Raw genomic sequence first — 20,337 nt, forward strand, 5'->3', positions numbered from 1 at the left:
AGCCGATGACCACGGTGGATCTGGACGGCGTCTACCGGGCCGAGTACGGCCGGTGCGTGGCCACGCTGACGCGCCTGCTCGGTGACATCGGCCTGGCCGAGGAGTTCGTGCAGGACGCGTTCGCGGTGGCCGTCCAGAAGTGGGAGCAGAAGCCGCCGCCCAATCCCGGCGCGTGGATCGTGACCACCGCCCGCAACCGGGCGATCGACCGACTGCGCCGCGAATCCACCCGCCAGGCCCGCCACGCCCAGGCACTGCTGCTGCACCAACCCGACGAACCCCAGGAGGTGGGACCGGTGCGCGACGACCAGCTCCGCATGATCTTCACCTGCTGCCACCCGGCACTGTCCCCGCCCGCGCGCACCGCGCTCACCCTGCGCCTGCTCGGCGGGCTGGAGGTGGCCGAGATCGCCCGGGCGTACCTGGTGCCGGAGGCGACCGTCTTCCAGCGGATCGTCCGCGCGAAGAAGAAGATCCGCGACGCCGCCATCCCCTACCGCATCCCCGGCGCCGCCGAGCTGCCCGACCGGCTCGCGTCCGTACTGACCGTCCTCTATCTGATCTTCAACGAGGGGTACGCGTCCACGTCCGGAGAGCTGCTGCGGACGGACCTGTGCCTGGAGGCGGTCCGCCTGGCCAGGGAACTGGCCGCCCTGATGCCCGACGAGCCCGAGGCGATCGGCCTGCTGGCGCTGCTGCTGCTCACCGAGGCTCGGCGCCCCGCCCGGGTCGGGCCCTCAGGTGAGCTGGTGGTGCTCGCCGAACAGGACCGCTCCCGGTGGAACCGGGAGCTGATCGCCGAGGGACACGAGCTGGTACGCCGGTGCCTGCGCCGCAACCAGCCGGGGCCGTACCAGCTGCAGGCCGCGATCAACGCCGTGCACACCGACGGCCCCGCCACCGACTGGACCCAGGTGCTCGCCCTGTACGACCAACTCCTGCACCACACCCCGACCCCGATCGTCGCGCTGAACCGCGCGGTCGCCGTGGCCGAGGTACACGGCCCCGGCCCGGCCCTGGCCGCCATCGAGCACCTGGACCTGCCCGGCTACCACCTCCTGCCCGCCACCCGCGCCGACCTGCTGGCCCGCCTCGGCCGCACCACCGAAGCCCGCGCCGCCTACGACCAGGCCATCACCCTGACCACCAACACCACCGAACGCACCCACCTACAAGCCCGCCGAGCCCGCCTAACCCCAGACCCCTGACCCCGCAGTCGTGCGCCCGGCCACCTAACCCCGACCCCCGCACTCGTGCGCCCGGCCACCTAACCCCGACCCCTGCACTCGTGCCCCCGGCCATCTAACCCCGAAGACCTGACCACGGACCCCTGACCCGGACACTTGACCGCGCCCCACCCGGCCGGCGCCGGATGCGCTCCATCGCAGGCGAGGGGTCCTCGTGTCCCCGGGCAGACCGCCGCGCCGACGCCCGGCAGCCGTGAGCCTTGCCGAAGGGGGTAACGCTCCGGGTTCACCGACCCACCGGGGGCCCCGCAGCACGAAAGGTGACGCCGGTGCCGCGCTGATGTGTCGGTCAGCGGCGGCCGTCCGTGGTGGTGATGAGCCCGCCCTCGTAGGCGGCGACGACGAGTTGGGCCCGGTCGCGGGCGTGCAGCTTGGCCAGCAGCCGGCTGATGTGGGTCTTGACCGTGCCGACGGTGAGGTGGAGGTGCTCGGCGAGCTCGGTGTTGGACAGTCCCCTGCCGATGAGGGTGAGGACCTCGCGCTCGCGTGGAGTGATGTCGCTGAGATCCCGGACGACGGGGGCGGGTTGAGCGCCGCGCAGGAAGTCGGCGATCAGCCGGCGGGTCACGGTGGGCGCGAGCAGCGCCTCACCGGAGGCGACGACCCGGATGGCGGCCAGGAGCTCGGTCGCCGTGGCGCTCTTGATGAGGAATCCGCTGGCACCGGCCCTGAGCGAGGCGTACACGTAGTCATCCTGGTCGAACGTGGTGAGGATCAGCACGCGGGTCCCGGCGTTGACGGGGTCGGCACAGATCCGCCTGGTCGCCTCGATGCCGCCCATGTCGGGCATCCGCACATCCATGAGGACGACGTCCGGCCGCTGAAGACGAGCCAGCCGTACGGCCTCCGCACCGGTGCCCGCCTCGCCGACGGCGGTCATCCCAGGAGTGGCGTTGATGAGCACTTTGAGGCTGTCACGCACCAGGACCTGGTCCTCGGCCAGCAGCACCCGAACCTGCGTCGCCGGCGGCACGTCGTCCGGGACGCCATCCCCGGTCACGCCTCCACTGCTCACCCCACCAGTGCTCACATCGACACCGCCCTTGTCACCGTTCGAGATGTCAGCCTCCCCACCTGAGCGCCCCCAACCTGAGCGCCCCCGACCTGAGCGCCCGTAACCTGAGCGCCGCCGCGCCGACTCCGCTCACGTCACGGCGTCGTTCTGGTCGTACGGTAAGCGGGCCGCGATGCGGAAGCCGCCTTCGGGGCGGAAGTCCGCCTCGAACGTGCCTCCGTACATCTTGACGCGTTCGCGCATGCCGATCAGGCCGTGGCCGCCGCCTCGGCTCGCTCGCGGAGGGCGGCCGTGGCGGGGGCCGTCGTCGGTGACGTCGATGGTGGCGGTCCGTCCGTCGATGCCGACGGTGACCGAGCAGCGGGTGGGGCCGGCGTGCGTGATGACGTTGGTCAGCGCCTGCTGCACGATCCGGTAGACCGACATCGCGACCGTGGGCGGTAATGCGGCCTCCCCGTGGACGGTCAGCTCCACCTCGACTCCGGCCGAGCGGGCGTGGTCGGCCAGCTCGGGCAGGTCGGCCATGCCGGGGGCGGGCACGTGGGTGTCGGCGAGGTCGCCGTCGGAGCGCAGGAGGCCGAGCACTCGCTGGATCTCGGTCAGCGCGCCGCGGCTGGTCCGTTCGATGACGGCCAGGGCGGCGCGCACCTCCTGCGGGCGCTCGTCGGCGACGTGGTTGGCCACGGTGGCCTTGACGGCGATCAGGCTCATGCTGTGGCCGATCACGTCGTGCAGCTCCCGGGCGATGCGCCGCCGTTCGTCGGCCACCGCGGCCTCGGAGAGGTGGCGGACGAGGCGGGCGGTCGTCTCCCGTTTCCACCTGACGGCCCCTCCCAGGGCCCAGCCGACGACCAGGAACACACAGATCGCGCCGATCTCCACCGGCCAGGACGGCGGCAGTTCGCTGGGGGTCTGCGGCAGCGGCAGGCCGGGGAGCACCTGATCGTAGAAGATCAGGATCGCGCCGGTCGCGGCGAGCGCGCCGGCCACGAGGCCGCTCACCGACCAGCTGGCCGAGGCGGTGGTGGCCACCAGGTAGAGCGCCAGGACGGTCGGCACGAACGTCAGCCAGATCATGCCCGCCGCGACCGCGCCGGACAGGGTCGCCAGAGTGGCCGCTGCGCACGCGAGGACCAGCATGGCCCGGGGCCGGCGCCGCCGGAGGGCGATCGGGAGGCTCACGAGCGCCGCCACCGGCCAGGCCGACCAGGTGGGCCACGGCGACGACGGCCCGGGCGGATCGACGATGGCGTAGCCGATGGTCAGCGCCACGACGATCGCCGCCGCCACGTCGGTGACGACTTTGCCTTCGATCCGCCGGGCCCAGGTCATGACGAGAAGGTACCGTCACGGCGGATCATCCGGCATCTGACCAGGGTCGTACTTTCGCCGTCTGTCTGGGGTTGTAGGACCGCTGGTGACGGCCGGACAAGATGCGACCTGAGTCAGACGCGCGGACCGGGCGTCGCCCAGCACGCTGCTGCTGTGCCCCGGCGTCCGGCCGGGGCGCTCGGACACGGACGGACGGGCGGCAGAGCATGGACATCGACCTACGCGGGCGCATCACCCGGTGGCGGCAGGACGGCGCGGCGCGGCGGGCCGCCAACGCCGAGGCCAACCTGGGCCGCCGGCCTCCCTTTCCCGGCCGGTGGGTGAGCGCCGTCTCGCTCATCGGCGGCCCCACGCTGATCATGGTGGGGACTCTTCTGCGCTCGCCGTTCTACTTCTTCGTGCCTTACCAACTCGTCGCCTACACCCGCCATCCCGCCCTCATCACCGCCGCCTACGTCTGCTTCGCGGCCGGGTTCGTGCTGCTCTGGCCGGCGATCATGGCGCTGGCGCACCGGATCGCCGTCACCCATCCGCTGTGGGGCATGTGGGGCGGCTGCCTGGTGATGGTCGGCCTGTTCACCCGGACCTTCCAGTACGGCACCGACCACCTGGCCTTCCACCTGACCGACACCCTCGGCCTGCGGACCATGCTCACCGGCATCGACGGCTACTACCTGGCCTGGCGCGACTCGGTGTGGCACCCGTTCAGATCCATGTCGGGGCCGGCCTTCTTCGGCTGGGTGGTGCTGGCCGTCGGCGCCTACCGCTCCGGCGCCCTGGGGCTGGGCCGTTCGGTCGCGCTCGGGCTGATGTCGGCGCTCGCGCTCGGCACTCTCAAGGGCACCGAACCGCAGTCGTACGTCGCCGTCGGCGGGCTGTGTCTCGCCCTCATCCCCATGGGCGTCTCGTTACTACGCGAAGGCCCCCCGCCGACCAGGCGCGCCCTGGTCTGGGTCGTCGTCCTCGCCGCCGTGCACGTCCTCATGACGGCCTTCGGACCGAGAGGGTGACGCGACTGGCAGGTTCGCGCGGCTTGGACGGCTCTTTGTGGTCCGGTCGGTTCCCGGCGGTTTGGCCCGTGAACGGTTCCGGGCGGTCCGGCCCGCCAACAGTTTCGGGCTGTCCGGCCCGTGAACGGTTCCCGGTGGTCCGAGCCGTGAACGGTTCCCGGTGGTCCGAGCCGTGAACGGTTCCCGCCGTTCGAGGTCTGCCTGGACGTTGTCACGATGCGAGCCGCCCGGCGCTCGGAGCCTGGACGTTGCCGCGTGCAAGTCACCCGCTACCCGGACCCTGGACGTTTCAGGGCACGAGCCACCCGCCGCTCGGAGGATTGTGGCTTCAAGGTGTGAGGCACGCGCCGCCCGTGACTTGGACGGTGCAGGGGCGCAGGTCACCAGCCGCCCGGATTCTGGAGGGTGCAGCATGCGAGTCACCCACCACCCGGAGCCTGGACGGTGCAGGGCACGAGCCACCCGCCGCTCGGAGACTGATGGCTTTCGGGTGAGGCACCTGCCGCCCGCGACCTGGACGTGCAGGGTGCATGTCACCCGCCGCCCGAAGCCTGGACGTTGTCACGATGCGAGCCGCCCGGCGTTCGGAGCCTGGCATGCGTGCAAGGCACCCCGCCACCCGGAGCCTGGACGGTGCAGGGCACGAGCCACCCGCCGCTCGGAGGCTTGTGGCTCCGGGTGTGAGGCACGCGCCGCCCGTGACTTGGACGGTGCAGGGGTGCAAGTCACCAGCCGCCCGAATTCTGGAGAGTGCAGCATGCGAGTCACCCGCCACCCTGGGGCTGGACGGTGTGGGGCGCGAGTCACCCGCTGGGCGGGGTCTGGATGTTCGGGCTGTGGGTGGGCCGTCCCGTCGGGTGGCCGGGCGTCTCTTTGTGCCTGGGTCGGTTGTGTCAGTCGATGGCGCCGGAGCGGGTGAGGAGGTTCTGGTACCAGGTCTCGTACGGGTGGTTGGTCGCGGGGTAGGTGGCCAGCGGGTTGGTGGCCTGGGCGGCCGAGTCGATGTCCCAGCCGCGTACGAGGCGTCCCGCCTGGCGTGCCGCGGTGATGAAGGAGGACTCTCCGGCGGGTGCCGCGTAGAAGAGCGCGTCCTGCTGCAGTTCCGCGCTGTCGCCCTTCTGGAACTCGACGAACGCGCGCTGCGGGTAGCGGATGCGGTCGCCGGTGCGCCGGTCGGTGTCCACCCGCAGGGTCTGCGCCGGGGTCGGGCCGTCGGCTCCGTTCCAGACGTGCACGCGCGACGTGCCGCTGGTCGAGGTGGTTTTGTCGTAGCGGGCGTCGGAGGTCCTGGCGTTGCCGGTCCACGTGACCGTCGCCACGTCGGCGTCCAGCACGCCGTCCCAGGTCCAGTTCTGGCTGTTGCCCTGGCTTCGGTGGATCTCGCGGATCCGGGTGCCCGCCGGGTCGGTGAACCTGACCGTCGGCAGAACGCCGTCGTCGTAGCGGCGGCTGGACGACCAGGTGATCTCGCCCTGGGCGTCGAGGCGGCCGACGCGGTACCAGAGCGTGGTGGCGTTCTGGGACTGGTGCACCTCGACCAGGTCCCCCGCGTCGTTCAGGGCGACGGCCGGCGTGACGCCGTTGTCGTAACGGCCGTGGCGGTGCCAGGTAACGCGGCCGTCGGCGCCGTACGAGCCGGTCCAGTACCACAGCTCGCCGGAGCCGGAGTCGTGCACCTCCACGACCTGACCGCGCCCGTTGATCGCGATGGCGGGGCTGTTGCCCGCGTCGCGCTTGTAGGCGGCGCGGGTCTTGCCGTTGCCGGAGATCACCGTCAGCACCCGGCCGCGCAGCGCGTCCACCGACGGCGGGCTCGCCGGGTAGTCCCGGGCCTCGAACAGTCGCGTGCCGAAGACGGAGGTGAGCTCCTGGTTGAGCGCGGCCAGGTTGCCGGCGGCGTACGAGGTGTTGTCCGTCAGGTCGTCCTTGACGTCGAGCGCGACGACGACGGGCGCGGCGGCGGGATGCCGCGCCGACCAGGTGTCGATCACGGTGAGCCAGTCGCGCAGGAGGTTCGACGCCGGGTTGCCCGAGTGGTCCACCTGGTTTCCCGGGGAGTCGTGGCCGATGGAGTAGTCGTTCGAGGTGGCGTACCCGTTGTCGTGGATGTCGAGCTCGATGAAGCGGACGCCGCTGTCGAGCTGGCGGACGATCGAGTCTCTGGCACCGTTGACGTCACCCGAGTAGCTGTTGTGCGTGGCGCGGAAGATCGCGGCGGATAACGGCGTGTCCGCCGCCGCTGCCTCGGTGGGAAGGGCGACCAGTAACGCGGACGCGGTGACGGCGAGGACGGACAGCGCGGTTCCGTTTCGGGGCATTCATTGATCTTGAGGCTTGGGAGGGTCCCGGACAAGGCGATCATGGGTTTTCGTCCGCGCTCGGCAGGAGGAAGGGTTCGTCGCGCGCAAGGTTCGTCCGGGTGAAGGGCTTCGTGGCGGCGCGTGCCCGATGGGTCAGTGTCGTCGCGCGCTCCGGGACGCTTCGGGCGGCGCACGCACGAAGGGCCCAGGACGACGCGCCCGTGGACGGCTCGGGCGGCGTACACGCGAAGGGCTCAAGACGGCGCGCCCGTGGAGGGCACGGGGCAGCCACGCACGAAAGACTCAGGACGGCGCATCTGTGGCCAGCTCGGGCGGCGTTCAGGCGGAGGGTCGGGGCGGTGAGCGCGTGGAGGTCGGGGCGGTGGGTGCGGGGTTGGGCGTTGGGCGGGTGGGGGTTAGGGCCCAGGTGGGGTGGGGGCTGCGGCGGTTCTCAGGGCGGTGATCGCGCTCCTAGCGTTGCTGGCACAACGCTTGGCAACGCAGGCAGAAAGCCGGAGGTGGTCGGTCGTGGGTCAGGTTACGCGCCGCGGATTCGTGGGTGGGGCGGCGGCACTCGGTGGGACGGTGGCGGTGGGGCTGGGCACACCGTCGAGGGCGCAGGCGCAGGAGTTGGGGCCCGTTCGGGTGGCTCCTGGTGATCCGCGTTACGAGGATCTCGCCGTACGCCGGACGAATCAGCGCTTCCAGCCCAGACCGGAGTACTTTCACGTGGTCGGCTCGACCGAGCAGGTGGTCAAGGCGGTGCAGGACGGAGTCAGGGCCGGTAAGCGGATCACGGTGCGCAGCGGCGGGCACTGCTACGAGAACTTCGTCGGCGAAGGCGCACAGGTCGTGATCGACATGTGCGAGATGTCGAACGTGTACTTCGACGAGCGGCGTGGCGCGTTCGCGATCGAGGCCGGAGCGACGCTGATGCAGGCGTACCGGAGCCTGTATCTGGGCTGGGGGGTGACGATTCCCGGCGGGCAGTGCGGCGGGGTGGCGGCCGGCGGTCACATCGCCGGAGGCGGTTACGGTCAGCACTCCCGCCGGCTGGGCTCGGTGGTCGACTACCTGCACGCCGTCGAGGTCGTGGTGGTGGACCGTTCGGGACGGGCACGCGCGGTGGTCGCCACCAGAAACCCGTCCGACCCCCACCATGACCTGTGGTGGGCGCACACAGGAGGCGGCGGCGGGAACTTCGGCGTCGTGACGCGTTACTGGATGCGCGATCCGAAGGCCGCGGGGAAGGATCCGGCCAAGCTGCTGCCCAAGCCGCCGCCGGCCCTGCTGGTCTGCCATCCGGCCTGGTCGTGGGCCGACATGACCAGAGAGTCGTTCAGCACCCTGCTGCGAAACCACGGCGAGTGGCACGAACGCAACAGCGAGGCCGGCACGCCGTACGCGGGGCTCTGGAGCGCGCTGATGGTCCAGAGCCGCGTCCAGGGCGCGGACCCCGGCGGCATGATCCTGCCCACCCTGATGGAGTCCTCGGTCCCGGACGCCGAGCGCCTGCTCTCCGCCTACTTCGCGGCGGTGACGCGGGGGGTCAGCGCGCGGGCGCACATCCCGCCGGTCGTGCGGATGCCGTGGTACCAGGCGGTCAGCACCCAGGCGCTGGGCGGTGACGAGGGGACGGGGATGTTCAAAGCCAAATCCGCCCATCTGCGCCGGCGCTTCACCGACCGGCAGATCGGCGTCGCCTACGACCATCTCGCCGTGCCCGGTCCCGGCTCCGCCGGCGGCACGATGGTGCTGGCGTCGTACGGCGGGCGGATCAACGCCGTGGCCCCGGGCGCGACCGCCGTGGCCGAGCGCTCCTCCGTCATCAAGGCGCTCTTCGTGAACACGTGGGAGGAGGGGAACGGGGCCGAGCACATCGCGTGGGTGCGGCGCTTCTATCGCACGATGTACGCGGACACGGGCGGCGTGCCGGTGCCGGGCGGCGGCAACGGGGGCGCCTACATCAACTATCCCGACATCGACCTGGCGGATCCGGTCTGGAACACCTCCGGCGTACCGTGGTCCACGCTCTACTACGGGGACAACTACGCCCGGTTGCAGCGGGTGAAGGCGCGCTGGGACCCGCGCGGGGTGTTCCGGCACGCCCTGTCCATCCGCGCCGCCCGTTGACCGAGGGCCGCAAGACCGGCGTGCGCGATCGGGGCCTCGTCGCGGTAGAGCAAGGGGCGAGTGCGATCGGCCGTGGCCAGGTGCGGGTCAGGAAGGCCGCGCGTGAGATCGTGGTCAGGCGCGGTGGAGAAAAACCGCGCACGTGATCACGCGCGGTTGAGGAAGGCCAGGACGGCGAGGACGCGGCGGTTGACGTCGTCGGCGGCGTCCAGGCCGAGCTTGGCGAAGATGGCGGCGATGTGCTTGCCGACCGTCCCCTCGCTGATGTACAGCCGCCCGGCGATGGCCGCGTTCGACCGCCCCTGCGCCATGAGCTGCAGCACCTCGCGCTCACGGGGTGTCAGCGAGGCGACGGGATGCAGGGGCGAGGTGCCGCCGAGCAGTTTCGCGATCACCTCAGGGTCCATGGCGGTGCCGCCGGAGGCGACCCGGCGCAGCGCGTCCACGAAGTGGCCGGTGTCGAACACCCGGTCCTTCAGCAGGTACCCGACCCCGCCGGCGCCGTCGGCCAGCAGTTCGCGGGCGTAGATCTGCTCGACGTACTGCGACAGGACCAGCACGGGGAAGCCGGGACGGCGGGTGCGGGCCTCGATGGCGGCCCGCACCCCTTCGTCGGTGAAGCCGGGCGGCAGCCGTACGTCCACGATCGCGGCGTCCGGCCGGTGCCGGGCCAGGGCGTCGAGCAGTTCCTCGCCGGTGTCGACGGCCGCCACGACCTCGACGTCGTGGGCTCTCAGGAGGTGGGTGAGCCCTTCTCTGAGGAGGTAGACGTCTTCGGCGAGGACAACGCGCATGGGATCTCCAAGGTGGCGGTGGTCGGTCCGCCGGGTGGGCTGGACAGGGTGAGGACTCCGTCGAACCCGTCGAGGCGGCGCCGGATGCCGTGCAGCCCGCCGCCGTGGCCGGCGACCGCGCCTCCCTGCCCGTCGTCGGTGACAGTGGCTCTGAGCAGGCCGTTCTCGTACGTCAGCGCCACCGAAACCTGAGAGGCGGCGGCGTGCTTGGCGACGTTGGCCAGCAGTTCGGACACGGCGAAGTAGACCGCCGCCTCGATCGGCGCGGCCGCCCGTCCCGGCAGGTCGACATGCACCTCGGCCTCCAACGGAGCGTCCATCGCCAGGGTGCGTACGGCGTCCGCGAGCCCGCGGTCGGCGAGCACCGGCGGGTGGATGCCGCGGATGAGCTCGCGCAGCTCGCCGAGCGCGGCCACGGACATGTTCTTGGCGCCGGCGATCACGGCCTTGGCGGCCTCTGGGTCGCGGTCGATGAGCTCCTCGGCCGCCCCCAGTGTCATGCCGACGGCGACCCAGCGGGCCTGGGCGCCGTCGTGCAGGTCGCGTTCGATGCGGCGCAGCTCGGCCGCCTGGGCGTCGCTGATCCGGGCGCGGCTGCTGGTCAGCGTGTCGACCCGGTTCGCCAGCACGGCTGCCCTGGTCGGGGCGAGCAGGGCCCGGCTGAGCAGGGCGTGGCAGCGCAGCAGCGCGGGGGCGGCCGCGATGCCGAGGGCGGCGGCGGCCAGGCCGGCGACCGGTGCGGGGATGTTCGCCGACGCCGGTACGGCGGCGTGCAGCACGTCGCCGGGTGACCAGGTCAGCCCGCTGATCAGGCTCAGGGCCCCGGTCCACGCCCACAGCCAGCACAGCAGGATCAGCCCGCCGCCGATCAGCAGGGCCGGTACGGCGAACAGCACGGCGGCGACGGGCACCTCCAGGAGCAGCCAGGCCAGGTCCCGCCATGAGGCCGGGTCGCGTACCGTCCACTCGAACCGCCGGGCGCGCACGGCGGCCGCCCGCGTCCGGTAGACCGTGCCGACGGGGCCCCATCCCAGCCGGTACGTGCCGTCCGGCTCGGGCTGCGGCAGCGGCGGCTCGGGACGATAGGGCTCGGCGATCCGCACACCCGTCCACGCGCCGATCTGCGCCCGGCGCCAGGAGACGAAGCGGCGCGAGCCCAGCACCGTCTCCGGCCACAGCCGTACCGGCATCAGCGCGATCGCCAGTACCTGGGCCAGCGCGAACACCGCCGCCACGCCGGGCAGGACGGCGCTCGCGCACACGTGTGCCCCGGCGGCGGCGCTGCGCCCGACGGCGCTCATGACGCGGCCCGGCGCCCGGCGGGCCCGCGGGGCGAGCAGTACCCGGGTCCAGCGGGTGTGCGCGCGCAGCAGCGGGGGCCCGAGCGCGATGCCGAGCAGCGCCGCCGCGACAGCGAGGGCGAGCCCGTCCGGACTCGGGTGGAGCCAGGCCGTCGCGAGCCCGCCGGCGATCAGCGCCGGCGCGAGTGCCGCGAGCGGGCCGCCGATCAGCGGGTTGAGCGCCATCCAGGCCAGGTCGCGCACGGTCGCGGGGTCTCGGAAGATCCAGCGCAGCCGCGCCAGGTAGGCGGGCGGGAACGCCGAGCGGAACAGGGCGCCGCCGTCGCGGTACCAGCCGTCGGGATCGCGCGTGGGCGGCGGCGGAGCCGGACGGTACGGCGAGGGGAGGTCGGCGCCGCCCCACCGGGCGGCCAGCCGGCGGGCCAGCGCGGGTAACCGGCGGCCCCGCTCGACGAAGAACGCCGGGGACGGCAGGCCGGCGTGCGCACCCACGAAGATCAGGATCAGCAGCGGCGGTCCCAGCAGCGCGAGCCCGGCCAGCGCCAGACCGCGCACGGGTGCGCGCGCGTACGCGACGACCCTCTCGCCTCGCCCCACGGTACGCCTCCATGTGCGTCACGACCCGGCACCCGAACCGTCCGTCACGGCCCGGAACGCCGGCCGGCTCCTTGATTCTGCGTCGCCGTGCCGGCGACTCGCGCACGATGAAAGCACGTGAACGGGGGTGGCGGCATGGGTGCCAGCCCCCATGCGGGCCGGCGGGCGAAGACCGGACCGCCTCACACCCCATTTGTCACAAAAGTTACCAGTTGTCACCCATATGATCATTAATGTAGATATGCGCCATGACTGAACGCGAAAGACGTACCGGCGACCCCGAACTCGACCGGATCATGACCGAGTTCCGGGCGAACTCCCAGGAGTACGCCGGCGTCATGGCCGGCATCGGCGACGTCGTCGGCCAGGCGGCCGGCCGCGACGACAGGATCAGGGTCCGGGTGTCGTCCTCGGGCCAGCTGGTGGGGCTGCACCTCGACCCCCGCGTGATGCGGATGTCCTCGCACGAGCTGGCAGAGACGATCATGGACCTGTCGCGGCAGGCCACCGAGGACGCGGCCCGCCGGGTCATGGAGCTGACCCGGCCCTACCTCGACATCGACGGCCGATAGGGGCGCCCGTCAGAGCCGCGGGATGAGGCTGCGGCTGCCGTGCACGATGAACTTCTGGTACATGTCCTGCTCGGTCAGCCCGTGCTCGGTGCCGGGCAGCGGGTTGTCGCCGTGCTGCGCGTCCAGGGTCATCGAGTACGCGGTCGAGGCCGTCATGCGGGGCAGGAAGTTCCCGGTGTTCAGTGTCGTGCCGTTGGGCAGCTTGAGGTTGGTGCCGACCGCGCGCAGGCCCGGCACCTTGGCCATGAGCGCCACGCCGCCGTCGATGACGCCGTCGAAGACCATGTTGGCGACGAAGTTCTCACGGAACACCGTCAGGTTGTGGCCCACCGAGCGCACGTCGTTCCCCTGCAGGTCGGTCTTGATGCCGCCCGCGACGTTCAACCCGAGCGGCAGCAGCACCTCACCGGTGGCGTAGGAGGCGCTGTCGGCGACGTAGTACGTGAACATCGGCAGCAACATCGTGACGTAGCGGTGCGCGGTGAACCTGAGCAGCAGCGCCTGCCGCTTCATGATCGCCTGGAACAGCTTCCAGGTGAACACCTGATACCCGATGGTGTACATCATGTCCACCGTCAGAATCCAGCACAGCACCCGCAGCGCGTGGTTGGTCTTCTCGATGACGTCGGCGTAGGCGCGGCAGGCGTTCGCCGCCCTGCGGTACTTGAGCGAGACGGCGAGGACGGCGGGGCCGTACCGCTTGGTCCAGAACTTCTCGAACTCCTCGACGGCCGGGCCGGAGCTCTTCGTCCAGACGACGGCGGCGGCCGTGTTCGCCTCGCGGAAGTGGCTGTCGACGGCGTCGGCGATCTCGTCCAGGACGTCAGCCGCCGCGCGGATCTTGTCCGGGTCGCCCTCCAGGTACGAGACGCCGAACAGGAACTCGGGCGCCAGCAGCCCGGCCGCGCCGGCGCCGGCCATACCGCCGAGGGCGACCTTGCCCGCGAGCCCGATGGGCATGTCGTCCTCCTCAGGCGCGCTCGACCGGCGTGGTCGGCACCGCGATGTCGTCGTTCTTGCGCTCGGCGAACTCGAAGAGTTCCTTGATGAACGGGTTGTCGTCGAGCGTGCTGGCCAGGTCGGCCGCCTTGACGTTCTTGCTCATCGCCACCACCGCGGAGCCGATGACCCGGTACGCCTCGCCCAGGTTCGACAGGGCCTTGCTCAGGTCCTCGTAGGCCTGGTCGAAGCCGGCCTGGCCCTCCTCGCCCTGGCGGAAAAGGCGCGCGGCCTCGTCGCTGGACGGGTTGCCGAAGTAGGGGATGAACTGCCCGACCTGGGTGCTGAGCCGGTTCACGTCCCGCAGGAACTCCCCTCCCTCGGTGTGGACGGCCCGGCCTGCCGTCTCCATGCTCGTATGGTCGATGTCCATGATGATCACCTTCAGGATGTCCGCTGGGTGGCCAGTCTCCGTCCTGCCGATTACCGGCAGATGATCGGTATGTTGCCATCGTGCGCGCCACCGCGTCACTGGTGTGTCGCCGCGCCCAGATCGGCGCCGGCGATCCAGCCGGTGATCGAGCGGTGGCGGGGGCGCCAGCCGAGCTGCTCGCGGGCGCGTACGGCGCGGACCCGGCTGTTGGAGCCGAGGGCGTGCCGGGCGAACTCCGGGTGCCAGACGTCGCCGGCGGCGCCCGGCTCCCAGGGGCGCGGGCCGGGCAGGCCGAGGCGGCGGGCGATGGCCCCGGTGATGGCGGCGAAGGACTCCTCGCCGTTCTCGACGAAGCAGAACAGGCCGGGCGACGCCTGGTGCAGCGCGAGGAGGTACAGGTCGGCGACGTCGTCGAGGTGCACGGTGGACCAGCGGTTGGTCCCGGCGCCGACGTGCCTGACCACCCCGCCGGCCCGCGCCTGCCGGACGAGCGCGGCGATCAGGACGCTGTCGCGGGGCAGGCCGCGCGCGTCTCCGTAGATGAGGCTGTGGCACAGGACCGTGGCACGTACTCCCTGGTTCGCGGCGGCCAGGACGAGGCGGTCGAGGGCGAGGCGGGCCCGGCGTACGGGATGCTCGGGCTCCCAGCCGGAATCCGGGTCGAGCAGGTCCTCGCCGAAGATCGTCCCGTCGGCTTCGCCGCTCGTGCCGACGCCCACGATGCTGGTGCCGCTGGTGTGGACGAGCGGCTTGCCCGATCCGGCCAGCGCGGCGACGAGCGTCTCCGCGGCTGCGCGGTGGTCGCTGTCAGCCGCGTTGACGACCGCGTCGGCGCGGCCGGCCTGCTCGGCCAGCGTGCCGGCGTCGTCCAGGTCGCCCACCACGGGCTGGACGCCCAGCCGGGCGAGTTCGTCCGCGGTGGCCGCGTCCCTGGTCAGGCCGGTGACCGTATGTCCTGCTTCGAGCAGGCGGGTGGCGACGGCGCCGCCGATGTAGCCGCTCGCGCCGGTGACGAAGACGTGCATGGGAGTCCTGCTTTCTCACGTGGTACGCCGGTGGTCCGGCCCGCGGCCATCGTCGTCACCCCTGTCCTGAGGGCTCAAATCCCGTTGCCGGAATGGCAAACGCGCGGGATCCACCCCGCCCACCACGGCGTCCCGGCGTGAGGGTGTCCGGCAGGCCCGCTGGTCCAGCAGCGGGCTGAGCACGCCTGCGTTCGTCCTGGCAGGCCGGTGTCGCGGGCCGCCGGCTAGCAGTCGCAGCTGCAACCGTCGCAGCAACAGCCGTCGCCGCAGCAGCCGTCCTCACCGCAGCAGGAGCAGCAATCGCAGCAGTTGCCGCAGGCGTCGCAGCCGGAGCAGTCCAGGCGCGCGCAGCAGGAGCTCTCGTGCTCCTCGTCCCAGGCGGGCCGGTACAGGCCGCACGTGCAGCAACTCAGCGTGGTGCACGCCAGCGACAGCAGCCCGCCGGGGTCCCGCTTTCCCGGTGGCCGCTGCTCCGGCGGCGCGCCGGGCTCACCGGCCGGGCGGCCGTCGCCGTGCGCTCCGGCGGCGGCGAAGGCGCGGGAGACGGCGTTGCCGGTCTCGCGGACCAGCAGAGCGCGTGTCAAGGCGGGACGGGGCAGGTCCAGCGCGTCCACGGCGGCGCGCAGTTCGGCGTGCGCGGCGTCACAGCGGCGGCGCGCCTCGTCCAGGCCGGTGCCGGTGGCGACCAGCGGGTTGTACGCCCCGGACGCCCGGTCGTCGGCCAGGTCCTCGACCGCGTCGATCAGGTGGGCCAGCCTGCCGAAGCCGCGCCCGGCCGTCTCCAGGGCCTCCCGGTTGTGCGGCTTGCCCGCGAGCACCGCCGTGTGCGCGAACGCGGCGGCCACGGCGTCCTCGGCGGGTGCCGTCAGCTCCGGTAACCCGGGCGCCTGTCCGGCCCCCGCAGACGCTCGTACCGAGGCACGTTCCAGGACCGCCTGACGTCCGGCCGCCGCCGTCAGCGGGGCGGGGTCGAATCCCAGCGTGCCCGCCATGCCCGTGCCGGCCGAGGACCAGCGGCCCGCCAGCCGGGTGGCGCCGGCGGCGACCGGGCGGCGGGCGTACACGCCGTCCCTGTCCGCCACGTGGTCGCTCATCTTGCCGGCCGCCAGGAGCAGCGACACCGAGGCCGCCAGCCGTACCCCTTCCGACTCCGCCACCGTCGCGCCCTTGAAGCCGCGCAGCGCGCACGGGCCGACCTTGCGGCGGGACGTGGACGCGGGCGACTGGGCCTCGGTGAGCACGGACACGAGCAGCCCGTCGTAGTTCGTCACCAGCCGGGACAGGTGTCCGTGCTCGTCACGAAGCGCCAGGCAGAGCCCGCACAGGTGCCCCATCCAGTCCGCGTAGAGCCCTTTGCACAGGACGTGCCGACACGGGCGGACAATGCCGAACATACGTCCCCTTATACGCACAGTGAGAGCCCACCGTAGCACCGGCCCACCCGGCCGATCGCCGGATGAGCTCAACGGGCCCCGGGCACGGCGTCGGACATGATCGGAGACTATGCGGCGACGCTGACGTCTCCGGGGTGGCCGCGGCTGCCTCGCGGCATGAGGCAGAGGGTGATCAGGGCGGACGACAGGGCGAGGGCGCAGGCCGCGTTGAGCGCCGGCGCGAGGCCGGTCCACGCGCTCATCGCGGGTGCGGCGAGGGCTCCGGCCATGTTCGCGGCCGCCTCGACGGTGAGGAAGGCCGAGCTGACGCGGCCGAGGAGCGGCTTCGGGGTGGCGCGTTGCAGCCAGGTGTGGGTGGCGACCATCACGGTGACCGCGGGTATCCCGAGCAGGACCGCGGCCGTCAGCGCGACAGGGAGCGAGGTGGCGTTGAACATGAGGAAGAACGCGCCCGCGACGAGTGCCTGGCAGACGGCGAGGGTCGTCCTGGCGGGGAAGCGGTCGATCAGCGTTCTGCTGGCGGGTGCGCCCAGGAGGAAGCCGAGGCCCAGCGCCGACAGCAGGTAGCCGACCTGGACGCTTCCCCCGAGGCGGGTCACCGCGAAGGGGACGAGCAGCGCGGTGAGGCCGGCGTTCGCGAGCAGGTAGGCGCTGTTCGTGGCCAGCAGCGCCCGGGTCGCCGGGGCTCGCCGGAGGTGCCGCAGCCCCTGGACGAGGTCGGAGAGCACGTTCTGGTCCCGGTCATGGGCGCGTGACCTCGTCGTCGTCCTGGCGATGGCCGCCGCGGACAGCAGGCTCGCGCCGACGGCGGCGCAGACGACGACGTCGATGCCGGCGGTCGCGAACACCAGGCCGCCGATCGGCGGCGCGCTCAGGCTCGCCACTCCGGTGGACACGGCGCCGAGCGCGTTCGCCCCGCTGAGCAGGGGGCCGGTGCCCACGACGGCGGGCGTGTGCGCCTGGGCGGCCGGGCGGAAGATCACCGCGGCGGCGCCCTGACCGAGCATCGCCGCGTAGACGAGCCAGATCGTCTCAGGCGTCCGGGCCAGCAGGACCGCGGCGATCGCCGTAGCGTGCACGAGATCGGTGGTGATCATGACGCGCGGACGGTTCCACCGGTCGGCTACGACTCCGGCGAACGGCCCGAGGAGCAACGCGGGCAGAAATCTGCAGGCCAGGCTGACACCGGTTGCGAGCGCCGAGCCGGTGACGGCGTAGAGGTGGGCGGGGACCGCGACGTCGAGCAGCCCCGTGCCGAGGGCGGCGATCGAGCGCGCGATCCAGAGCAGCCGGAAGTCCCGTACGCGCAAGGCCTGAAGCATTCTTCCCCCCGGAATATTCTCTCAAGAGAAAAGCGTGCTTCCGATTATTCTGTCAAGATAGTCCCATGGATCACGTCGAACTGGGCCGGCGGTTGCGCGCCCGCCGTGCCGCCCTCGGCAGGACGGTCGCCTCGGTGGCCACGGAGGCCGCGGTGTCGGTGCCTTATGTGGCGAATCTGGAGAACGGCCGCGGGAATCCGACGGTCGCGGTGCTCGACCGGCTCGCCGACGCGCTGGGGACCCGCCTGGTGATCGAACTCGCCGATCCGACCGTGGATCCGATGATCACGGCTCTGCCGCCGTCCCTGGTGGACTTCACCCAAAGCGCCCGTTTCCGGCGCGAAGTCGGCCGGCTCGCCGCCGCGCTCGGGGAGGAGCAGCGGGCGATCCGCGCCAGGCTCGTCGACGCCCTGGCGGCGATCGCCGCCGCGCTCCGGCGCGACCTGCGCGAACCCGACTGGCAGCGGCTGCTCGACGCGACGGTGCTGATCCTGGCCCACCCACCGGAGTGACCGACGAGCGGCATCAGGCGGGCCGCTGCGCTCTCAGGCCGGCGCCCCAAGCAGCTTGGCGGGCTCAGAGCTGAAAGCCGACGCGCTCGGCCACGAGTTCGGCGCGCACCAGTTCGAGAAGCCGACCTATCCAGTTGCGCCGGGCGGAGTCGCGGGTGTCCCAGAATGGCGAGTTGGCGAAGCGGTAATGAATTCGTCCGTCGCCGGTGGCCAGGAGCACCTCGGCCAAGTCCGGATGCTGGAGGAACTTCGCGCGCAACAGGTCAGCCATGACCGCGAGGCGCACGTCCGGCCAATGCGGGCGCCGTTCGGCTCCGGCCGCGAGGTCGCGCGCCACCTGAGGGTTTGATGCCGCGCGACTGCGTCTGGATCCGGTCGGTCTCTGCCCGTCAGTCGACGTAGCGCAGCGCCTGCGTGATGCACCGGTCCGTGGAATCGGGACGCCCGTTCAACCGGTCGATCGCGTCGACGACTTACCCGAGCAGTTCCTCAGCTGTGATCCAGGTGACGACCTTGCCGAACCGCCAGCTCGCCAGGTCATGCGCGCTCGCCCGGGCGCCCTCGTCGAGAGTCGTCGCCACCCAACCGGCCGCCAACTTCGAGCGGAGTCCGTCGAGGTCCCCCCACTCCCGGTAGTGGATCGCACCGTCGGCGAAGATCTTCAGATCGGTCAGATAGAAGTCGCCACCGTTCCGAATGAAGATCGGGCGGAGGATTCCGTCGATCCGTTCCTCATCGACGATGCGATAGGTCCGATTCCCCGTCATCTGAGGCATCGTAGGCAACAAGCGCCGTCTCAGGCGGCAGACTCAGGCGGCGGACTCAGGCGGCAGACGGTGCTCGGCCGGGACGGCTTTCAGGCGGCGGAGGCCTGGTCGTCCACGATCTGGTCGCGTAGCGGGGCGAGGGCGGCGGCGATCGTCGTGATGGTCTCCGGCGGGACCCCACAGTGCGTCAGCGCGCCGGCCAGGTGCCCGACCACCGTGTCGAACGCCTCGGCGGTGATGGCCAGGCCGGCGTGGGCCTCCCCCATCGTCCGGCCCCGGTACTCCTGCGGCCCCCTGAGGGCGGCCGCCACGAAGCTGCGCTGGTGGGCCTTGAGTTTGTCCAGGTCGGTGCCGGTGAAGTAGCCGGCGAGCGCAGGGTCGGCCAAAACCCGCTGGTAGAACTCGTCGACCACCGCGGAGACCGCGCTCGCGCCGCCGATCTGGTCAAAGATGGACGCCATGGTGACCTTCCTTCCTGGGTCCGCTTGGAAAGAGGGTCACAGCGGGCCGTTCCATCGCGGTGACACGGCGGCAATGCGCCCGCACCAAGGTGCTCACCGTCGTGACGCCGGCGTAACGTGCGCGACGCTCATCAGTCCGTGCCGGGGTGCTCAGCCGTTGTCCGTGCCGGGGTGTTCGGGCAGCCAGTCGCGGGCCGGATCGTGTTCCAGCCAGCGACGGCGCTCGGCCTCCGCCGCGAAGGCGCTGGTCAAGGTGTCCAGCAGGGGGTGGCCGCCGTTGTCACGCCGGAGCAGCGACCAGGCGTACAGCGGTGTGGGGTCGATCAGCGGGACGGAGCGGATCGCCGGGTGCGGCGGGAGGGGCAGGTCGGCGGGCAGCAGGGTGAAGCGGCGCGGGTCGGCCGCCAGATCGGCAGGCAGGTGGTCCAGGCCCAGGTTGGTGCCTTCGGCGTGCTGATGTATGCCGAAGGCCAGGGCGAATCGGTGCAGGAAGTCCAGCCGGTGCAGCGGGCCCGGGGTCCACAGCACGCCGTCGCGCAACTGCGCCGGACGGATCGCGGGCGCGTCCGCCAGCGGATGATCGGCGTTCAGTACGGCGTCCACGGGCTCCAGCCGGACCAGACGATGGGTCAGCCCGGCGGGCAACGGCGCGTGCACGCGGCCGAAGGCGGCGTCGATGTCGCCGTGCAGCAGCGCGGTGATCGCCGACGGCAGGTCGCGGCCGTGGCCGAGTTCCAGCCGCGGCTCGCCGGTCGCCACCTGGGCGAGAGTGCGCATGGGCGCGTACAGGTGGCCCCACACGTCGATCCGCAGCGGGCGGCGGGTGTCCAGCACCGCCGCGACGGCCAGGTCGGCGGCGGCCAGCGTCTGCCGGGCGGGCTCCAGGAAACGCCGGCCGGCCTCGGTGAGGCGCACGCCCTGGCCGCCGCGGTCGAGCAGGCGGCTGCCGAGTGTGGACTCCAGGCGGGCGATCCGCTTCGAGAGGGCCTGCTGGGAGATGGACAGCTCCGCGGCCGCGTGGCCGAAGTGCAGTTCTTCCGCCGTCCGTACGAACGCGCGTACCTGCGCCAGGTCCAAGTCCACGGCTGTCACCATAGGCGACAACCTCTGGTTGTCGGCTGCTCGCGTCGGTTGTTGGCTCAGGCGAGCCGTTCGCCGGTTTCATGGCCACATGCGTAGATTG

At 71.9% G+C, this 20,337-nt stretch carries 19 protein-coding genes; 5 read left to right on the plus strand and 14 right to left on the minus strand.

Annotated elements, in window-relative coordinates; all coding sequences use genetic code 11:
• Positions 1 to 5: 5 nt before the first annotated feature.
• Entirely contained in the window at positions 6 to 1,208 is a 1,203-nt protein-coding gene (locus B0I32_RS51975; protein ID WP_106252494.1) for an RNA polymerase sigma factor, read from the plus strand.
• Positions 1,209 to 1,536: 328 nt separating this feature from the next.
• On the opposite strand, the gene B0I32_RS51980 is transcribed toward B0I32_RS51975, so the two are convergent.
• Both B0I32_RS51980 and B0I32_RS51985 read right to left on the minus strand, forming a co-directional pair.
• Positions 1,537 to 2,247, minus strand: coding sequence for a response regulator (locus B0I32_RS51980; protein ID WP_245956671.1), 711 nt, complete (start codon positions 2,245 to 2,247; stop codon positions 1,537 to 1,539).
• A 144-nt stretch (positions 2,248 to 2,391) separates the two neighbouring features.
• Positions 2,392 to 3,594 carry a sensor histidine kinase gene (locus B0I32_RS51985; protein ID WP_106252496.1) on the minus strand — a complete coding sequence of 401 codons (1,203 nt, stop codon included), beginning with the start codon at positions 3,592 to 3,594 and terminating at the stop codon, positions 2,392 to 2,394.
• Between the two features lie 206 nt (positions 3,595 to 3,800).
• Between B0I32_RS51985 and B0I32_RS51990 the strand changes: the two genes are divergently transcribed.
• Positions 3,801 to 4,604 carry a hypothetical protein gene (locus B0I32_RS51990; protein WP_219912463.1) on the plus strand — a complete coding sequence of 268 codons (804 nt, stop codon included), beginning with the start codon at positions 3,801 to 3,803 and terminating at the stop codon, positions 4,602 to 4,604.
• 893 nt (positions 4,605 to 5,497) lie between these two features.
• Here the strand turns inward: B0I32_RS51990 and B0I32_RS51995 are convergent.
• Entirely contained in the window at positions 5,498 to 6,922 is a 1,425-nt protein-coding gene (locus B0I32_RS51995; RefSeq protein WP_106252497.1) for a phosphatidylinositol-specific phospholipase C domain-containing protein, read from the minus strand.
• 510 nt (positions 6,923 to 7,432) lie between these two features.
• On the opposite strand from B0I32_RS51995, the gene B0I32_RS52000 reads away from it, so the two are divergent.
• Entirely contained in the window at positions 7,433 to 9,037 is a 1,605-nt protein-coding gene (locus tag B0I32_RS52000; protein ID WP_106252499.1) for an FAD-binding oxidoreductase, read from the plus strand.
• 146 nt (positions 9,038 to 9,183) lie between these two features.
• Here B0I32_RS52000 and B0I32_RS52005 read toward each other — a convergent pair whose 3' ends face one another.
• Together B0I32_RS52005 and B0I32_RS52010 are read right to left on the minus strand one after the other, a co-directional pair.
• Positions 9,184 to 9,831, minus strand: a complete 648-nt coding sequence (locus B0I32_RS52005) for a response regulator transcription factor (RefSeq protein WP_106252500.1) — start codon at positions 9,829 to 9,831, stop codon at positions 9,184 to 9,186.
• Positions 9,771 to 11,729 carry a sensor histidine kinase gene (locus tag B0I32_RS52010; RefSeq protein WP_106252502.1) on the minus strand — a complete coding sequence of 653 codons (1,959 nt, stop codon included), beginning with the start codon at positions 11,727 to 11,729 and terminating at the stop codon, positions 9,771 to 9,773. The genes B0I32_RS52005 and B0I32_RS52010 overlap by 61 nt, the downstream gene beginning before the upstream one ends.
• 248 nt (positions 11,730 to 11,977) lie before the next feature.
• On the opposite strand from B0I32_RS52010, the gene B0I32_RS52015 reads away from it, so the two are divergent.
• On the plus strand, positions 11,978 to 12,301 hold the full coding sequence (locus B0I32_RS52015) for a hypothetical protein (protein WP_106252503.1): 324 nt from the start codon (positions 11,978 to 11,980) through the stop codon (positions 12,299 to 12,301).
• A gap of 9 nt (positions 12,302 to 12,310) precedes the next feature.
• On the opposite strand, the gene B0I32_RS52020 is transcribed toward B0I32_RS52015, so the two are convergent.
• The 5 genes from B0I32_RS52020 to B0I32_RS52040 all read right to left on the minus strand — a co-directional run bounded on the left by B0I32_RS52020 (position 12,311) and on the right by B0I32_RS52040 (position 17,402).
• Positions 12,311 to 13,261 (minus strand): WXG100-like domain-containing protein, encoded by a 951-nt coding sequence (locus B0I32_RS52020; RefSeq protein ID WP_106252505.1) that lies wholly within the window; start codon positions 13,259 to 13,261, stop codon positions 12,311 to 12,313.
• Positions 13,262 to 13,271: 10 nt separating this feature from the next.
• A complete protein-coding gene (locus B0I32_RS52025) occupies positions 13,272 to 13,673 on the minus strand; it encodes a hypothetical protein (RefSeq protein WP_146178632.1) in 402 nt (133 codons plus the stop codon).
• 95 nt (positions 13,674 to 13,768) lie between these two features.
• The gene (locus tag B0I32_RS52030; RefSeq protein WP_106252508.1) at positions 13,769 to 14,698 is read right to left on the minus strand and encodes an NAD-dependent epimerase/dehydratase family protein; all 930 of its coding nucleotides are present in this window, start codon (positions 14,696 to 14,698) and stop codon (positions 13,769 to 13,771) included.
• A 224-nt stretch (positions 14,699 to 14,922) separates the two neighbouring features.
• Positions 14,923 to 16,092 (minus strand): DUF5685 family protein, encoded by a 1,170-nt coding sequence (locus tag B0I32_RS52035; protein ID WP_106252510.1) that lies wholly within the window; start codon positions 16,090 to 16,092, stop codon positions 14,923 to 14,925.
• 107 nt (positions 16,093 to 16,199) lie between these two features.
• Complete coding sequence (locus B0I32_RS52040; protein WP_181308730.1) at positions 16,200 to 17,402, minus strand: MFS transporter; 1,203 nt, start codon at positions 17,400 to 17,402, stop codon at positions 16,200 to 16,202.
• 77 nt (positions 17,403 to 17,479) lie between these two features.
• On the opposite strand from B0I32_RS52040, the gene B0I32_RS52045 reads away from it, so the two are divergent.
• Complete coding sequence (locus B0I32_RS52045) at positions 17,480 to 17,926, plus strand: helix-turn-helix domain-containing protein (protein WP_106252513.1); 447 nt, start codon at positions 17,480 to 17,482, stop codon at positions 17,924 to 17,926.
• A 64-nt stretch (positions 17,927 to 17,990) separates the two neighbouring features.
• Here the strand turns inward: B0I32_RS52045 and B0I32_RS59295 are convergent, their stop codons facing one another.
• The 4 genes from B0I32_RS59295 to B0I32_RS52060 all read right to left on the minus strand — a co-directional run bounded on the left by B0I32_RS59295 (position 17,991) and on the right by B0I32_RS52060 (position 20,237).
• Complete coding sequence (locus B0I32_RS59295; RefSeq protein ID WP_146178633.1) at positions 17,991 to 18,362, minus strand: NADAR family protein; 372 nt, start codon at positions 18,360 to 18,362, stop codon at positions 17,991 to 17,993.
• A gap of 37 nt (positions 18,363 to 18,399) precedes the next feature.
• Positions 18,400 to 18,693 carry a DUF7638 domain-containing protein gene (locus tag B0I32_RS59300; protein ID WP_146178634.1) on the minus strand — a complete coding sequence of 98 codons (294 nt, stop codon included), beginning with the start codon at positions 18,691 to 18,693 and terminating at the stop codon, positions 18,400 to 18,402.
• Between the two features lie 89 nt (positions 18,694 to 18,782).
• Entirely contained in the window at positions 18,783 to 19,154 is a 372-nt protein-coding gene (locus tag B0I32_RS52055; RefSeq protein WP_106252514.1) for a group I truncated hemoglobin, read from the minus strand.
• Positions 19,155 to 19,304: 150 nt separating this feature from the next.
• Positions 19,305 to 20,237: a LysR family transcriptional regulator gene (locus B0I32_RS52060; protein ID WP_106252516.1), complete on the minus strand. Its 933-nt coding sequence runs from the start codon at positions 20,235 to 20,237 to the stop codon at positions 19,305 to 19,307.
• Positions 20,238 to 20,337 lie beyond the last annotated feature (100 nt).

Origin of the sequence: Nonomuraea fuscirosea, from assembly GCF_003001935.1 — a bacterium.
Classification (GTDB): Bacteria; Actinomycetota; Actinomycetes; order Streptosporangiales; family Streptosporangiaceae; genus Nonomuraea; species Nonomuraea fuscirosea.

What these genes read in the sequence shown, in the direction of transcription:
- B0I32_RS51975 (WP_106252494.1), top strand. Translation starts at nt 6, where the DNA reads ATGACCACGGTGGATCTGGACGGCGTCTACCGGGCCGAGTACGGCCGG.
- B0I32_RS51985 (WP_106252496.1), bottom strand. Translation starts at nt 3,594, where the DNA reads ATGACCTGGGCCCGGCGGATCGAAGGCAAAGTCGTCACCGACGTGGCG.
- B0I32_RS51990 (WP_219912463.1), top strand. Translation starts at nt 3,801, where the DNA reads ATGGACATCGACCTACGCGGGCGCATCACCCGGTGGCGGCAGGACGGC.
- B0I32_RS51995 (WP_106252497.1), bottom strand. Translation starts at nt 6,922, where the DNA reads ATGCCCCGAAACGGAACCGCGCTGTCCGTCCTCGCCGTCACCGCGTCC.
- B0I32_RS52005 (WP_106252500.1), bottom strand. Translation starts at nt 9,831, where the DNA reads ATGCGCGTTGTCCTCGCCGAAGACGTCTACCTCCTCAGAGAAGGGCTC.
- B0I32_RS52015 (WP_106252503.1), top strand. Translation starts at nt 11,978, where the DNA reads ATGACTGAACGCGAAAGACGTACCGGCGACCCCGAACTCGACCGGATC.
- B0I32_RS52020 (WP_106252505.1), bottom strand. Translation starts at nt 13,261, where the DNA reads ATGCCCATCGGGCTCGCGGGCAAGGTCGCCCTCGGCGGTATGGCCGGC.
- B0I32_RS52025 (WP_146178632.1), bottom strand. Translation starts at nt 13,673, where the DNA reads ATGGACATCGACCATACGAGCATGGAGACGGCAGGCCGGGCCGTCCAC.
- B0I32_RS52030 (WP_106252508.1), bottom strand. Translation starts at nt 14,698, where the DNA reads ATGCACGTCTTCGTCACCGGCGCGAGCGGCTACATCGGCGGCGCCGTC.
- B0I32_RS52035 (WP_106252510.1), bottom strand. Translation starts at nt 16,092, where the DNA reads ATGTTCGGCATTGTCCGCCCGTGTCGGCACGTCCTGTGCAAAGGGCTC.
- B0I32_RS52045 (WP_106252513.1), top strand. Translation starts at nt 17,480, where the DNA reads ATGGATCACGTCGAACTGGGCCGGCGGTTGCGCGCCCGCCGTGCCGCC.
- B0I32_RS59300 (WP_146178634.1), bottom strand. Translation starts at nt 18,693, where the DNA reads ATGACGGGGAATCGGACCTATCGCATCGTCGATGAGGAACGGATCGAC.
- B0I32_RS52055 (WP_106252514.1), bottom strand. Translation starts at nt 19,154, where the DNA reads ATGGCGTCCATCTTTGACCAGATCGGCGGCGCGAGCGCGGTCTCCGCG.